This is a genomic window from Geodermatophilus telluris (assembly GCF_900102745.1).
Lineage (GTDB): Bacteria > Actinomycetota > Actinomycetes > Mycobacteriales > Geodermatophilaceae > Geodermatophilus > Geodermatophilus telluris.
This window is the reverse complement of sequence record NZ_FMZF01000003.1, coordinates 76,087-90,767: the sequence shown is the minus strand read 5'-3', so window position 1 is coordinate 90,767 and position 14,681 is coordinate 76,087. Positions and strand designations below refer to the sequence as shown.

13 protein-coding genes are annotated in these 14,681 nt (G+C 75.2%); 10 read left to right on the top strand and 3 right to left on the bottom strand.

Annotation, left to right across the window (positions count from 1 at the left end; genetic code table 11):
- The first annotated feature begins 21 nt into the window (after positions 1–21).
- Positions 22–2,142: an excinuclease ABC subunit UvrB gene (uvrB, locus tag BLQ97_RS10915; RefSeq protein ID WP_091365916.1), complete on the top strand. Its 2,121-nt coding sequence runs from the start codon at positions 22–24 to the stop codon at positions 2,140–2,142.
- 21 nt (positions 2,143–2,163) lie between these two features.
- Here uvrB and BLQ97_RS10910 read toward each other — a convergent pair whose 3' ends face one another.
- Positions 2,164–2,358: a hypothetical protein gene (locus BLQ97_RS10910; RefSeq protein WP_139173579.1), complete on the bottom strand. Its 195-nt coding sequence runs from the start codon at positions 2,356–2,358 to the stop codon at positions 2,164–2,166.
- Positions 2,359–2,395: 37 nt separating this feature from the next.
- On the bottom strand, positions 2,396–2,785 hold the full coding sequence (locus BLQ97_RS10905) for a carboxymuconolactone decarboxylase family protein (RefSeq protein ID WP_091365914.1): 390 nt from the start codon (positions 2,783–2,785) through the stop codon (positions 2,396–2,398).
- Between the two features lie 479 nt (positions 2,786–3,264).
- Here BLQ97_RS10905 and BLQ97_RS10900 point away from each other — a divergent pair, with 479 nt between their 5' ends.
- The 7 genes from BLQ97_RS10900 to BLQ97_RS10870 all read left to right on the top strand — a co-directional run bounded on the left by BLQ97_RS10900 (position 3,265) and on the right by BLQ97_RS10870 (position 11,226).
- Positions 3,265–4,425, top strand: coding sequence for a TerC family protein (locus tag BLQ97_RS10900; RefSeq protein WP_091365913.1), 1,161 nt, complete (start codon positions 3,265–3,267; stop codon positions 4,423–4,425).
- Positions 4,426–4,658: 233 nt separating this feature from the next.
- Positions 4,659–5,240, top strand: a complete 582-nt coding sequence (locus tag BLQ97_RS10895; RefSeq protein ID WP_091365912.1) for a TerD family protein — start codon at positions 4,659–4,661, stop codon at positions 5,238–5,240.
- 167 nt (positions 5,241–5,407) lie between these two features.
- Positions 5,408–6,760, top strand: a complete 1,353-nt coding sequence (locus tag BLQ97_RS10890; RefSeq protein ID WP_091365911.1) for a VWA domain-containing protein — start codon at positions 5,408–5,410, stop codon at positions 6,758–6,760.
- A gap of 59 nt (positions 6,761–6,819) precedes the next feature.
- Positions 6,820–8,016: an HpcH/HpaI aldolase/citrate lyase family protein gene (locus tag BLQ97_RS10885; protein ID WP_091365910.1), complete on the top strand. Its 1,197-nt coding sequence runs from the start codon at positions 6,820–6,822 to the stop codon at positions 8,014–8,016.
- Entirely contained in the window at positions 8,013–9,290 is a 1,278-nt protein-coding gene (locus BLQ97_RS23605; protein ID WP_091365909.1) for a phosphoribosyltransferase domain-containing protein, read from the top strand. Before BLQ97_RS10885 ends, BLQ97_RS23605 begins: the two co-directional genes overlap by 4 nt.
- Positions 9,287–10,411 (top strand): cysteine protease StiP family protein, encoded by a 1,125-nt coding sequence (locus BLQ97_RS23600; RefSeq protein ID WP_217637148.1) that lies wholly within the window; start codon positions 9,287–9,289, stop codon positions 10,409–10,411. The genes BLQ97_RS23605 and BLQ97_RS23600 overlap by 4 nt, the downstream gene beginning before the upstream one ends.
- Positions 10,408–11,226, top strand: a complete 819-nt coding sequence (locus tag BLQ97_RS10870; RefSeq protein WP_217637147.1) for an HAD family hydrolase — start codon at positions 10,408–10,410, stop codon at positions 11,224–11,226. The genes BLQ97_RS23600 and BLQ97_RS10870 overlap by 4 nt, the downstream gene beginning before the upstream one ends.
- Here BLQ97_RS10870 and BLQ97_RS10865 read toward each other — a convergent pair.
- Positions 11,223–12,515 (bottom strand): hypothetical protein, encoded by a 1,293-nt coding sequence (locus BLQ97_RS10865; protein ID WP_091365908.1) that lies wholly within the window; start codon positions 12,513–12,515, stop codon positions 11,223–11,225. The genes BLQ97_RS10870 and BLQ97_RS10865 overlap by 4 nt on opposite strands.
- Positions 12,516–12,802: 287 nt before the next feature.
- Here BLQ97_RS10865 and BLQ97_RS10860 point away from each other — a divergent pair, with 287 nt between their 5' ends.
- Complete coding sequence (locus tag BLQ97_RS10860) at positions 12,803–13,915, top strand: DUF475 domain-containing protein (RefSeq protein WP_217637146.1); 1,113 nt, start codon at positions 12,803–12,805, stop codon at positions 13,913–13,915.
- Positions 13,916–14,060: 145 nt separating this feature from the next.
- A complete protein-coding gene (locus BLQ97_RS10855; RefSeq protein WP_091365907.1) occupies positions 14,061–14,678 on the top strand; it encodes an AIM24 family protein in 618 nt (205 codons plus the stop codon).
- The last annotated feature ends 3 nt before the right edge of the window (positions 14,679–14,681 follow it).

Here is a 14,681-nt window from a genome sequence, read left to right as displayed (position 1 = left end):
GCGCGGTCGTACCGTCGTCCCGTGCGCACGACCACCGACATCCGGCCCACCCAGGGGCGCTTCCGCGTCGTCAGCGAGTTCCAGCCGGCGGGCGACCAGCCGGCGGCCATCCGGGCGCTGGCGGAGAAGGTGACCGCGGGAGAGCGGGACACCGTGCTGCTGGGCGCCACCGGCACCGGGAAGTCGGCCACCACCGCCTGGCTCGTCGAGCAGGTGCAGCGGCCCACGCTGGTCATGGCGCCGAACAAGACGCTGGCCGCGCAGCTGGCCAACGAGTTCCGCGAGCTGCTGCCCGACAACGCCGTCGAGTACTTCGTCTCGTACTACGACTACTACCAGCCCGAGGCCTACGTCCCGCAGACCGACACCTACATCGAGAAGGACAGCTCGGTCAACGACGAGGTCGAGCGGCTCCGGCACTCGGCCACCCAGGCGCTGCTCACCCGGCGCGACGTCGTGGTGGTCGCCACCGTCTCCTGCATCTACGGCCTGGGCACGCCCCAGGAGTACGTCGACCGGGCGCTGAAGATCTCGGTGGGGGAGGAGCGCGACCGCGACGAGCTGCTGCGCACGCTGGTCACCGAGCAGTACACCCGCAACGACCTGTCCTTCACCCGCGGCACGTTCCGGGTGCGCGGCGACACCATCGAGGTCTTCCCGGTCTACGAGGAGCTCGCCGTCCGGATCGAGATGTTCGGCGACGAGGTGGAGCGGCTCTACTACCTGCACCCGCTCACCGGCGAGGTCGTCCGCGAGGTGCAGGAGCTGTTCGTCTTCCCGGCCACCCACTACGTCGCCGGCCCCGAGCGGATGGAGCGCGCGATCGCCACCATCGAGGCCGAGCTGGAGCAGCGGCTGGCCGAGCTGGAGCGGCAGGGCAAGCTGCTGGAGGCCCAGCGGCTGCGCATGCGCACCACCTACGACATCGAGATGATGCGCCAGGTCGGCTTCTGCTCCGGCATCGAGAACTACTCGCGGCACATCGACGGCCGCGCCCCCGGCACCGCCGGCGCCTGCCTGCTCGACTACTTCCCCGAGGACTTCCTGCTCGTCATCGACGAGTCGCACGTGACCGTGCCGCAGATCGGCGGCATGTACGAGGGCGACATGAGCCGCAAGCGCACGCTGGTCGACCACGGCTTCCGGCTGCCCTCGGCGATGGACAACCGCCCGCTGCGGTGGGAGGAGTTCACCGACCGGATCGGCCAGACCGTCTACCTGTCGGCCACCCCGGGCGACTACGAGCTCGGCCGCACCGGCGGCGAGGTCGTCGAGCAGGTCATCCGCCCCACCGGCCTGGTCGACCCGGAGGTCGTCGTCAAGCCGACCAAGGGGCAGATCGACGACCTGGTGCACGAGATCCGACTGCGGGTGGAGAAGGACGAGCGCGTCCTGGTCACCACGCTGACCAAGAAGATGGCCGAGGACCTCACCGACTACCTGCTCGAGCTCGGCATCAAGGTGCGCTACCTGCACTCCGAGGTCGACACCCTGCGCCGGGTCGAGCTGCTGCGGGAGCTGCGGCAGGGCGAGTACGACGTGCTGGTCGGCATCAACCTGCTGCGCGAGGGCCTCGACCTGCCCGAGGTGTCGCTGGTGGCCATCCTCGACGCCGACAAGGAGGGCTTCCTCCGCTCCGGCAAGTCGCTGATCCAGACGATCGGCCGCGCCGCGCGCAACGTGTCGGGCCAGGTGCACATGTACGCCGACACGGTCACCCCGTCGATGGCCCAGGCGATCGACGAGACCAACCGGCGCCGCGAGAAGCAGATCGCCTACAACCGCGAGCGCGGCATCGACCCGCAGCCGCTGCGCAAGAAGATCGTCGACATCCTCGACGGCATCTACCGCGCCGCCGAGGACGCCGAGAGCGTCGAGCTGGTCGGCGGCTCGGGCCGCCAGCAGTCCCGCGGCAAGGCACCGGTGCCCGGGCTGTCGTCGAAGGCCGGCAAGAAGGGCAAGGCGGGGGCGATCGACGTGCAGGGCCTGCCGCGCGCCGAGCTGGCCGACCTGATCACCCAGATGAACGACCAGATGCTGGCCGCGGCCCGCGAGCTCCAGTTCGAGGTGGCCGCCCGGCTGCGCGACGAGCTGACCGAGCTGAAGAAGGAGCTGCGCCAGCTCGACGCCGCCCACGCCTGAGGCCGCGTCCCGGGCCGGGCCTCAGGCGAGCGGCCGGGACCGGCCGGGCTGCGCCCGGCCGGTCGGCGCGGCGAGCCGCCGCAGCTTCGCGTCGTAGTCCCGCAGGACCTCGCCCAGCTGGTCGCGGGCGGCGTCCGGCACGTCGCCGGGCGCCGCCGTCACGACGTACCGGGCGGCGGCCATCACGGCGGCGAGCTCGTAGGTGTGCAGCGTCACCCGGAGCACCGTCGGCCGGAGCCGCTCGAGCTCCACGTCAGGCCCGGGCGCTCATGTGGTCACCGATCTGGGCCAGCTCGGCGGCGAACGCGTCGTAGTCCTCGCGGATCCCGTTGAGGTACGCGCTCCAGCCGAGACTGGTCTTGGCGTAGTGGACGGCCTCCTGGATCTCCTCGTCCGTGGCCCCGAAGAGCTTGGCGGCCTCGGTGTGGAAGAGCGTGCAGTACCCGCACTTGGTCTCCGCGTGCAGGGCGACGCCCATGAGCTCCTTGTACTTGTTGGGGATCAGCGTCTCCCCGAGCTCCATCCGCTTGAAGACCTCCCACTCCGGTTCCATGAACGCGTCCGGGATCCGGGAGAAGAAGTGCGGGACGAGACCCAGCGTCTCCTTGATGTCGGCCTCGACCTCGGCCCTGCTCTTCGCCATGACGACCTCCCTCGGAGAGGGGCAGCCCGGCGGCTGCCCGGGCCCGTGGGGGAGCCCCAACCCCACGGTCCCGGCCCGCGGGCGAGCGGCGTGCGTCCCGGTCGGGACCCGTCGTCCGCAGCCCAGGAGCCTGCAAGCTAGCGCCGTCCGACGACGGCGGCCAGGGACCAAGGTCGACCCCGGGGCCGGGCGGCCGGCGGACGACCGACGGGCGGCGCCGGCGATGAGAGTTCTCTCATCGCCGGAACACCGCGCATCCCGAGGGCGTCTGTGGGGAAGGAACCCCCCGACCGCGGTCCGTCAGCAGGTCCGCCTCGGGGGGTCATCCGTGGAGGGGAGTATCCCCACGCGGCGGTGTCGTCAACACGAGGTCCCCGAGGGCCTCCGGTACCGCCGGCCACCTCGACCGAGGCGGCGGGAGAGACCTCAGGCCCGACACGCGGCGCGGACGCGCCGCAGAGTCACCGGAGGTACCTGCCTTGGACGTCCCCTTCTGGGTCTGGGCGATCACGGTCGGCGCGATCGTCGCCATGATCGTCTTCGACTTCGTCGGCCACGTGCGCACCCCGCACGCCCCGTCGCTGCGCGAGGCGGCCACCTGGTCGACGATCTACGTCGCCATCGCCATCGTGTTCGGCATCGGCGTGTGGGTCTTCGCCGGCGGCCAGTACGGCGGTGAGTACTTCGCCGGCTACATCACCGAGAAGAGCCTCTCGGTGGACAACCTGTTCGTCTTCGTCCTGATCATGGCGAGCTTCGCGGTGCCCCGCGAGCTGCAGCAGAAGGTGCTGCTGTTCGGCATCGCCTTCGCGCTCATCCTGCGGACCGTCTTCATCTTCCTCGGTGCCGCGGCGATCGAGAACTTCAGCTGGGTCTTCTACCTCTTCGGTGCCTTCCTCATCTACACCGCCGTCGCCCAGGCGCGGGCCAGCGGTGACGAGGACGAGGAGTTCAAGGAGAACGGCTTCCTCCGGCTGGTCCGCCGCATCGTCCCGACCACCGAGGAGTACCACTCCGACCGGATGACGACGAAGCTCGACGGCAGGCGGTACATCACCCCGCTGGCCATCGCCCTGGTCGCCATCGGCAGCGCCGACATCCTCTTCGCCGTCGACTCGATCCCGGCCATCTTCGGCCTGACCGAGGAGACCTTCCTCGTCTTCGCCGCCAACGCCTTCTCGCTGCTGGGCCTGCGCCAGCTGTTCTTCCTCATCGACGGACTGCTCGACCGGCTGGTCTACCTGCACTACGGCCTGGCGGTCATCCTCGGCTTCATCGGCGTCAAGCTGCTCATCCACGCCCTGCACGAGAACGAGCTGCCGTTCATCAACGGCGGCGAGCACGTCACGGTGATCCCCGAGGTGCCGACCTGGCTGTCGCTGGCGGTCATCGTGCTCACCCTGCTGGTCACCACGGTCGCGAGCCTCGCCCGCAGCCGCCGCGACGAGCGGGAGGCCGCGGCCCGCGCCGGCAGCACCGGCACCCCGACGGTCGGCAGCACCGGCCCCGGCGTCGCCGGCGAGGTCCGCGGGGACGGCGTCCCGGTCGACGGCACCGACCGCGGCGACCGCGGCGACCGCGCGGTCACCCCGGCGCCGGCCGGCTCCCGCGACCCCGGGGACGGCCGCGGCGGCGTCTGACCGCCGCCCTGGCCAGGAGGCCGGGGAACCTGTTGCCGCCCGTGCTCGTCGGGCAGTATCCGAGACACGTCCGCTCCGCGGGGCGCCCGACCGGCGTCCCGCGGAGCGGTGCCGGGGGCCACGCCCGGGCGCTCCGCGCCCGCGCCGTCGCCCGGCAGCGCCGGCCCGGCCGGCGTCTCGGCGGGGCGGCGACCGCCGGCCCGCATCCGCACGCGACATGGGAGTCCAAACAGATGGGTGTCAGCCTCTCCAAGGGCGGGAACGTCTCGCTGACCAAGGAGGCCCCGGGTCTGACCGCGGTGAACGTCGGCCTCGGCTGGGACGTCAACACGTTCTCCGGTGGTGACTTCGACCTCGACGCGTCGGCGATCATGATCGGTCCCGAGGGCAAGGTCACCCCGGACGACTCGGGCTTCGTCTTCTTCAACAACCTGCGCAGCCCCGACGGCTCGGTGGTGCACGTCGGTGACAACCTCACCGGCCAGGGCGAGGGCGACGACGAGGTCATCCAGGTGGACCTGGCCTCGGTCCCGCCGAACTGCCAGAAGATCGTCTTCCCGGTGTCCATCTACGACGCCGACAGCCGCAAGCAGAACTTCGGCGCCGTCCGCAACGCCTTCATCCGCGTGGTCAACCAGGCCAACGGCTCGGAGATCGCCCGCTACGACCTCACCGAGGACGCCTCGGTGGAGACCGCCATGGTCTTCGGCGAGCTCTACCGCAACGGCGCCGACTGGAAGTTCCGCGCGGTGGGCCAGGGCTACGCCTCCGGCCTGCGCGGCATCGCCCAGGACTTCGGCGTCAACGTCGGCTGAGCCCCGCCGGGCCCGGACCGCGCGTCCGGGCCCGGCACCCCGGCCGGGCGGCACCGCCCGGCCGGGGCCGCCGTCCTGCGCTGCACCAGCCCCCGAGACCCGGAGGTCCCCATGGCCGAGCCCGGCCGCCCGTCCACCCCCCGCCCCCGCGGCTGAGCGGCCGCCGCGTGGTCCACGTCCTCACCCCGGGCGGCAACGTCGGCCTGGCCCAGGCCGGCCTGACCGGCCCCGTCGTCGTCACCCTCACCTGGACCCCGGCCCCCGGGGTCGACGCCGACCTCTCGGCGTTCCTCACCACCGGCGCCGGCCGGGTCCGCAGCGACGACGACTTCGTCTTCTACAACCAGCCCTCCGGCGCCGGCGGGGCGGTGCGCCACCTGGGCAAGTCCGCCCGCGGCGGCGCCACCGTCGACCAGGTGCGCATCGACCCCGCCGCGCTGCCGGCCGACGTGGAGAAGGTCGTCATCGGCGCCTCCCTCGACGGGCCGGGCACCTTCGGGGGGCTCTCCGGCCTCGCCGTGGAGGTGGGCGCCGAGGGCGGCGCGGCCGCCGTCCGCTGCGAGCTGGCCGCGGGCCCGGAGACCGCGCTGGTCTTCGCCGAGGTGTACCGCCGCGGGACGGAGTGGAAGGTGCGCGCGGTCGGCCAGGGGTTCACCACCGGCCTGGCCGGGATGGCCACCGACGTCGGCGTCAGCATCGACGACGAGCCCGCGCCCGCCGCTCCGCCGGCCCCGCCCGCGCCCAGCACCCCGCCGGTCAGCACGGAGAAGCGCCGGCTGGTCGACCTGGAGAAGAGGCTCGCGACCTCCGCGCCGCGGATGCTCAGCCTGGTCAAGACCGCCGGCGTCAGCCTGGAGAAGCGGGGCCTGGGCGAGCACACCGCGCGGGTCGCCCTGGTCCTGGACATCTCCGGCTCGATGGCCGCCCTCTATCGCGCCGGCGCCGTGCAGCGGCTGGCCGAGCGGGTGCTCGCACTGGGGCTGCGCTTCGACGACGACGGCGTCGTCGACGTCTTCCTGTTCGGCAAGGACGTGCACCGCCCCGAGCCCGGGCTGCGCCTGGAGGGCCACCAGCAGTACATCGCCGACCTGTCGCGGCAGTACCCGCTGGAGTACGACACCCGCTACGGCGCGGCGATGGCCGCCGTCCGGCAGGCGTACTTCGGCGACAGCCGGGAGCGGGTGGAGCCGCAGCCGGCGCAGGTGCCGGTCTACGTCATGTTCCTCACCGACGGCGCGCCCAGCGACAAGTCGGTGGCGACCCGGCAGATCCGGTCGGCGTCGTACGAGCCGGTGTTCTGGCAGTTCATGGGGATCGGCCCGGAGCGGCAGTTCTCCTACCTGCAGCGCCTCGACGACCTCGAGGGCCGCTACACCGACAACGCCGACTTCTTCGCCGTCGACCAGGACGACCTGATGGGGCGCCGCCCGATCAGCGACGACGCGCTGTTCGACCGGCTGATGACCGAGTACCCCGACTGGCTGCGCCGGGCGCGCGCCCAGGGGCTGCTGCTCCGCTGACCCGCCGGCCCGCCGGCACCCCAGGACCCACATCCAGCAGCGGGTGGAAGGGAACGACCGTGCGCCACTTCGCGTACCTGACCGACGACGACCGCGAGCGGCTGTTCGCCGTCCCCCCGGGGGAGGTGGGCCCGGCCACCCCGCGCGGCATGCTCGCGCTGGCCCTCGGCGCCACGCTCTACAGCCCGGGCACCCGGCCGGCGCTCGACGCCGACGCCGCGCGGGCGGCCTCGGTCGGCGCCACCAGCGTGGTGTGGTGCCTGGAGGACGCCATCCCGCACGCCGAGGTCCCCGCCGCGGAGGCCAACGTGGTGGCCGCGCTGCAGCGGGTCGACGAGCGGGCCGCCGACGGCGCGGACCTGCCGCTGCTGTTCGTCCGGGTGCGCACCCCCGAGCAGATCCGCTCGATCGCGCTGGCCGCGGGCCCGGCGCTCGCCCGGCTCACCGGCTTCAGCCTGCCCAAGGCCACCGCGGCCACCCTCGGCCCGATGCTGGCGGCGGTCGCGGAGGTCAGCGCCGCGTCGGGCCACCCGCTCTACGGCATGCCGATCCTCGAGACCGCCGACCTGGCCTGGCGGGAGACCCGCGCCGGGGCGCTGGCCGCGCTCGCCGCGGTGGTGGCCGCGCACCGCGAGCACGTGCTGTGCCTGCGGGTCGGCGGCACCGACCTGTCGGGGCTGTTCGGGCTGCGCCGGGACCGCGACACGACCATCTGGGACGTCGCCGTCGTCCGCGACTGCCTGGCCGACGTGGTCAACCGCTTCACCCGCGGCGGCGAGCACGTGGTCACCGGCGCGGTGTGGGAGCACATCCCCGGCCCCCGGCTCTTCAAGCCGCAGCTGCGCTCCACACCGTTCAGCGACCAGCACGAGGGCCCGCTGCGGCAGCGGATGATCGACGGCGACCTCGACGGCCTGATGCGCGAGGTGGCGCTGGACAAGGCCAACGGCGTGCTCGGCAAGACGGTGATCCACCCGTCGCACGTGTCGGTGGTCAACGCGCTGCTCACCGTCTCCCGCGACGAGTACGACGACGCCCTCGAGGTGCTCACGGCCCGCGGCCGCGGCGGCATCGCGGTGTCCGGCCGCGGCCGGATGAACGAGATCGGGCCGCACGCGCTGTGGGCCGAGCTGGTCAGCCGCCGGGCCGCCGTCTACGGCGTCGTCGCTGACGAGGCCGCGCTGGTCGACCTGCTGTCGGCCGGCCAGCGCCGGCTGGCCGAGGTGTTCGCGGCCGGGGAGGCCCGGCGCTCGTGACGGCGACCCTGCAGGGTGCCGCGGGCCTCGGCGGACGTGTCGGAGCGCTGCTCGGCGTCGGCGTGGCCGGCGACCCCGCCGGCTTCGCCGCGCTGTGCGGCCTGGCGCTGCGGGACAACCCGCGCCGCGCCCACCTCGTGGTCTCCCGCGTGCTGGGCAAGCACGTGCCGGTCGCGCCGGAGGAGGTCCTCGGCGCCGGGGCGGCGGTGGGCGACGCGGTGGCCGCCGTCCTCGGCGGCGCCGTCCCCGGCCTGGTCGTCGGCTACTGCGAGACGGCGACCGGCCTCGGCCACGCGGCCGCCGCCCGGCTCGGCGCGGCCTACCTGCACACGACCCGCCGGCTGCACCCGGGCGTCCCGGTGGCCGCCGCGTTCGAGGAGGAGCACTCGCACGCCGTCGCGCACGCCCTCCAGCCCTCGGGGCCGGTCACCCTCGACGTGCCCGGCGCGCTGGTGCTGGTCGACGACGAGCTGACCAGCGGGCGCACCGCGCTGAACACGGTCGCCGAGCTGCAGGCGCGCTGGCCGCGGGAGCGCTACGTCGTCGCCACCCTGCTCGACGCGCGGACCGCGGCCGCCCGGCGGGCGTTCGCCGAGCGGGCCGCCGCGCTGGACGTGCGCGTCGACGTCGCCGCGGTGCTCACCGCCGAGCTGGTGCTGCCCGCGGACGTCCTCGGGCGGGCCGCCGCCGCCCGCGCCGCGCTGCCCCCGCCGGCGCCCGCGCCCGCCGGTGCGCCGGGGGCCGTCGTGGTGCACGAGGGCCTGTGGCCGGCCGGCGTGCCCACCACCGCGCGGCACGGCCTCACCCCGGCCGGCACCGCCGCCGTGCACGCCGCGGCCGACACCGTGGCCGCCGCCCTCGCCCCCGCGCTGGCCGACAGCCGCGGCGTCCTCGTGCTCGGCACGGAGGAGCTCATGCACGCGCCCACCGTGGTCGCCGCGCGGGTGGCCGGCCGGCTGCCCGGCGTCCCCGTGACCACCCAGTCGACCACCCGGAGCCCCGTGCACGCCGCCGACGACCCCGGCTACGCCCTGCGCCGCAGCCTCGCCTTCCCCGCGCCCGACGACCCCGAGCGGCTCTCCCGGGTGCACAACCTCACCGACCCGGCCGCCGTCCCCGCCGGTGGTCGCTGGGCCGACCTGCGCGCCGACGACGTCGTCGTGGTCGTGGACGCCCCGGCCGCCGACTGCGCGCCGCTGGTGCAGGCGCTGCGCCCGTACGCCGCCCGCACGGTGCACCTGGTCCCCGTGCCGGTCGCGGAGCCGGCCCCGTGACCGCCGTGCAGGCCCTCGCGCCCGCCGTCCCCGGGCGGTTCGGCTCCTACCCGCCGGAGGAGGTGACCTGGCTGCTCACCGACCTGTCGGCGGTGGCGCTGGAGCGCGGCACCGAGGACCGCGAGGAGGCCATCCAGTCGGGCACCCACTACTCGGAGATGCTGCCGGTCGAGTACCAGCCCGACGCGGCCTACCTCGCGCTCTTCGACGCGGCGCTCGAGGCGTCCGCGGGCCGGCTGGCCGACGCCGTCGCCCGGGTCGGCGAGCTGGTGTGGGACGCCGCCGCCGCGCAGGGCGAGACGCCGGTGCTCGTCTCCCTGGCCCGCGCCGGCACCCCGGTCGGGGTGCTGCTGCGCCGCTGGTTCCGGGCCTCCCGCGGCGTCGACGTGCCGCACTACACGATCTCGATCATCCGCGGCCGCGGGATCGACGAGGTGGCCCTGGCCCACGTGCTCGCCCGCCACCCGGCGTCGGCGGTGCGCTTCGTCGACGGCTGGACCGGTAAGGGCGCCATCCAGCGCCAGCTCACCGCGGCCGTCGCCGGGTGGGTCGCCGCGCACCCGGAGGACGCCGCCCTCGACGACCGGCTCGCCGTCCTCGCCGACCCCGGCTCGTGCACCGAGCTGCACGGCACCCGCGACGACTTCCTCATCCCGAGCGCCTGCCTCAACAGCACGGTGTCGGGGCTGGTGTCGCGCACGGTGCTGCGCGACGACCTCATCGGCCCCGGCATGTTCCACGGCGCGAAGTACTACGCCGAGCTCGCCCCCGCCGACGTGTCCGCGCGGTTCGTCGACACCGTGGCCGCCGCCTTCCCCGCCGTCCCGCCCGCCGACGACGTGCCCGCCGGCGCCCGCACGCCCACCTGGGCCGGGTGGGCGGCGGTGGAGCGGATCGCCGCCGCGCACGGCATCGCCGACGTCCACCTGGTCAAGCCCGGGGTGGGGGAGACGACGCGGGTGCTGCTGCGCCGGGTGCCCTGGCAGGTGCTGGTGCGGCCCGACCGCGCCGCCGACCTGCGGCACGTCGCCGCGCTGGCCCGCGCCCGCGGGGTGCCGCTGGTCGACGTCCCCGACCTGCCCTACTCCTGCGTGGGGCTGATCCGGCCGGTGGACCGGTGACGGCGGTGCTGCCGGCGACCGTGCCCACGACCGTGGCCGCCGTCGACCTCGACCGCACGCTCATCTACTCCGCGGCCGCGGCCGGCGGCACCGCGGGCCTCGAGGTCGTCGAGCACCTCGACGGCGCCCCCCTGTCGCACGCCACCCCGGCCTCGTGGGCGCTGCTCGCCGAGCTGGCCGGACGGGCGCTGCTGGTCCCGGTGACCACCCGCACGGTGGCCCAGTACGAGCGGGTGCGGCTGCCCGTGGTGCCCCGGTACGCGCTGTGCGGCAACGGCGGGGTGCTGCTCGCCGACGGCGTCCGCGACCCGGGCTGGGACGACTGGGCGGCCGGCGTGGCCGCGCGCGCGGCGCCGCTGCCGGAGCTGCTCGGCCTGCTCGAGGCGGTCGCCGGGGAGCCGTGGGTGCGCACCGTCCGCGCAGCCGAGGGGCTGTTCTGCTACCTCGTGGCGCACTCCCGTGACGCGATCCCGGCCGGTTGGCTGGCCGGCACCGCGGCCGCCGCGTCCGCCGCCGGGGCGACGCTGTCGGTGCAGGGCCGCAAGGTCTACCTCGTCCCGGCCGGGCTGTCGAAGGCGGCGGGGCTGCTGCGGCTGCGGCGCCTGCTCACCGCCGGCGGCCCCGCGCCGCGGCTGCTGTGCGCCGGTGACAGCCTGCTCGACGCGCCGATGCTGCTGGCCGCCGACGCCGCCGTGCGGCCCGCGCACGGCGAGCTGCACGAGCAGGGCTGGACCGGCGCGCGGGTGGCGGTCACCGCGGCCACCGGCGCGGCGGCCGGCGAGGAGATCGTCCGCTGGCTGCTCGCCCGGGCCTAGTCGGCCCGGGCGGTGCGCACCAGGCCGGCCAGCCCCCGCTCGATCGAGGTCGCCTCGCGCAGCACCGCGCCGACGTCGGGCCGCTCGGCCCGGGCCGCCTCCTCCAGCGGGGGCAGCCGGCGGGCCAGCTCCTCGAAGGTGCGCCGGAAGCGGCGGGCCCGCTCCTCGGGCAGGCCGGCGAGGAAGCGGCGGGCGTCGACCAGCGCGCGCTGCACGTCGCCCAGCAGCGCCCGCGGGTCCGCGGCCACGGCGTCCAGCTGCTCGAGGCGCCCGGTGGCCGCACGCACCTCGTCGTCGACCCGGCCGGCGGCCGCCCGCACCCGGGCGAGCAGCGCGGCCGCGGCGGGGACGTCGAGCACCGGCGCGGTGAGCGCGGCGTGCAGGCCGGTGAGCGCGGCGTCCACCTCGGCCAGCGCCTCGGCCGCCCGCTGGGGTGCCCGCTCGACGTCGGCCCAGGCCGAGAGCGGGTAGCGCCGCCGCAGCTCGCTCATCACCGGCGCCAGCCGCTCGTGCCGGGTGCCCAGCGCCTCCCGCCGGGTGCGCACCGAGGCCTCGCCGCGGCGCACGTCGGCGGCGCGGCCGGGCAGCGCCCGCGCCCGCTCGGTGACCGAGGCGGCGGTGCGCCGCGCCCGTTCGGCGGCGGCGCCGGCGGCACCCGGGTGGCGCGCGGCGAGCTCGGCCTCCGCCGTCGCGGCCGCGGTGCGGGCCTCGGCGAGGGCGGCGTCCAGCGCGGGGTCGGCCAGCCCGGCGACGGTCGCCTCCGCCAGCGCGGCCCCGGCGGTGGCGACGGCGTCCCGGGCCGCGGACACCGTGCGCGCCGCCCCGGCGCGGGCGCTCGAGGCGGCGGTCAGCGCCGCGCCGTACTGCTCGCGGAAGCGCACCACCTGGGCGAGCACCTCGCGCAGCGCGTCGGCCGCCCGGCCGAGCTCGGCGGTGGCCTGGCGGGCCGGTCCCGACTCCGTCGCGGCGTCCGCGTCGTGGTTGGAAAGCGCCTGCAGATAGTGTCCAATGACCGCGTCGGCGTGGGCGGAGAGGTCCCGCCAGTCACGGGTCAACGAGTCGGGGGCGGATGCGGAGTGCGAGCCCCGTCCTCCGCGCGCGCCCGCCGCGGCCGCCTCCTCCGCGCGCTCCTCGGCGACGGCCACCGCGTCGGGCAGGTCGCTGAGGGCGGCGTCGAGCTCCAGCATGGCCGCGGCGGCCGCCTCGCGCGCCGCGGCGGCCCGGCGCCGGGCGGCGTCCGCGTCGCGGCGCCACCAGCGCGGAGCCGCACCGGAACCGAGCCCGGCCATCCACGCCTCCCGTCGCCGCTGCCGTCGTCGCCGCCCGCCGGGGGCGTCCACGCCCCGGGGGCCGATGGATACCACGCCGGGCGGCCCCGCGTCGGTGCGGCGCCCGGCCGCGCGGACGGCGGGAGGCGCCCCGGCCGCTGACCCGGTGCCCGCCCCCGCGGGGGAGCGGGGAACACCGCCTCCCCGGGTCGCGTTGACACCCCGACCCGGGTTCCCGGCCGACCCCGGCCCGGTCGACCCCCCAGTCGTCACCGCCCGACCTCCCGGCGGTGGAGAGGAACCCCCTGATGCTCCGCTACTTCGGCTTCTCCGTCCTCCTGACGGTGGCCGCGCTCGTCACCGCCGTGTTCTTCGGCGGCCCGGCGGCCCTCCTGGCCGTCGCCGTCCTCGGCGTGCTCGAGGTCTGCCTGTCGTTCGACAACGCCGTGGTCAACGCCAAGGTGCTCCGCCGGATGAGCCCGCTGTGGCGCAAGCTCTTCCTCTACGTCGGCATCTTCATCGCCGTGTTCGGCATGCGGCTGCTGCTGCCGATCGTGCTGGTGTCGGTCACCGCCGGTCTGTCGATCCCCGAGGTGTGGGACCTGGCGCTCACCGACCAGCAGGCCTACGGCGAGAACGTCGAGGCGGCCGCGGAGGCCATCTACACCTTCGGCGGCATCTTCCTGCTGATGATCTTCCTGAACTTCCTCTTCGACGAGGACCGGGAGATCCACTGGCTGTCGTGGCTGGAGCGGCCGCTGGCAAAGGCCGGCAAGCTGCCCTACCTCGCGATCGTCATCGCCCTGGCCGTCATCTACGTCGGGTCGCAGATCGCCGACGACGACAAGTACTCCACCGTGCTGGTCTCCGGCATCGCCGGCCTGTTCACCTACCTGCTCATCGGCGGGCTCAACGAGCTCATGGAGGCGCCGGAGGAGGACGACGACGCCGACGACGTCACCGCGACCGGCGGCTCGACGACCCGCAGCGACGTCGGGACGGCGACCAAGGCGGTGGCCGGGGCCGGCGCCGCGGCGTTCCTGTACCTGGAGGTGCTCGACGCGTCGTTCTCCTTCGACGGCGTCATCGGCGCGTTCGCGATCAGCAGCGACATCTTCATCATCGCGCTGGGCCTGGGCATCGGCGCCTTCTGGGTGCGGTCGCTGACCATCTACATGGTCGACAAGGGCACCCTCGACGAGTACCGCTACCTCGAGCACGGCGCGATGTGGGCCATCGGCTTCCTCGCCGCGATCATGATCCTCGAGCTGCGGTTCCACATCAGCGAGTACGTCACCGGCCTGACCGGCCTGCTGTTCATCGTCGCCGCGGTCATCAGCAGCATCGTGGAGTCCCGGCGGGAGCGGGCCGAGGTGCCGGCCGCCGAGCGGGAGCGCGACGAGGTGACCGTCGGCCGCTGACCGGCGCACCTCCCGCACGACGCGGCCCCGGGGCACCCCGCCCCGGGGCCGCTGCCGTCCGGGCCACGGCGTGGGGGCTACCGCCGCGCCGCGGGTCCCGATACGGTCCCGCGCCGTCCCCCCGACCCGTCCGCGAGAGGAACCCGTGGCCCTGCTCACCGCGCACAAGCGCGTCCTGCACGCCGACCTCCAGGGCGACCGCATCCGGGCCGCCAGCGGCTCGATGGTCGCCGTCGAGGGCACCGTGGACTTCAAGAACGCCGGCATGGGCGGGGGCGGGGGCATGCGGGCGGCGCTCAAGCGCGCCGTCGCCGGGGAGAGCCTCTCGCTGATGGACTGCACCGGTCACGGCCGGGTGTACCTCGCCCGCGACGCCATGGACGTGCTGGTCGTCGACCTGGCCGGTGACACGCTCACCGTGGAGAGCGAGCACGTCCTGGCGCACACCGAGCAGCTGCGCCTCGACGTCCAGTTCGCCGGCCTGCGCGGCGTCACCAGCGGCCAGGGCCTGGCCACCACCACCGTCACCGGTCACGGCCAGGTGGCGCTGGTGTCCGAGGGCCCGGTGATGGCGCTGGAGGTCGCGCCCGGCCAGGACCTCGTCGTCGACCCCGACGCCTACGTCGGCTCCCGCGGCCAGCTCTCGATGAACCTGGTCAGCGGCGTCTCCTGGAAGTCCCTCGTGGGCGAGGGCTCCGGCGAGCCGTTCTCCCTCCGCTTCACCGGGCACGGCCTGGTGCTCGTCCAGTCCTCGGAGCGCTGAGCC

Coding starts and splice junctions, on each gene's coding strand:
- BLQ97_RS10905 (WP_091365914.1), bottom strand. CDS start 2,785: ATGGCGAAGAGCAGGGCCGAGGTCGAGGCCGACATCAAGGAGACGCTG.
- BLQ97_RS10895 (WP_091365912.1), top strand. CDS start 4,659: ATGGGTGTCAGCCTCTCCAAGGGCGGGAACGTCTCGCTGACCAAGGAG.
- BLQ97_RS10865 (WP_091365908.1), bottom strand. CDS start 12,515: ATGGCCGGGCTCGGTTCCGGTGCGGCTCCGCGCTGGTGGCGCCGCGAC.
- BLQ97_RS10860 (WP_217637146.1), top strand. CDS start 12,803: ATGCTCCGCTACTTCGGCTTCTCCGTCCTCCTGACGGTGGCCGCGCTC.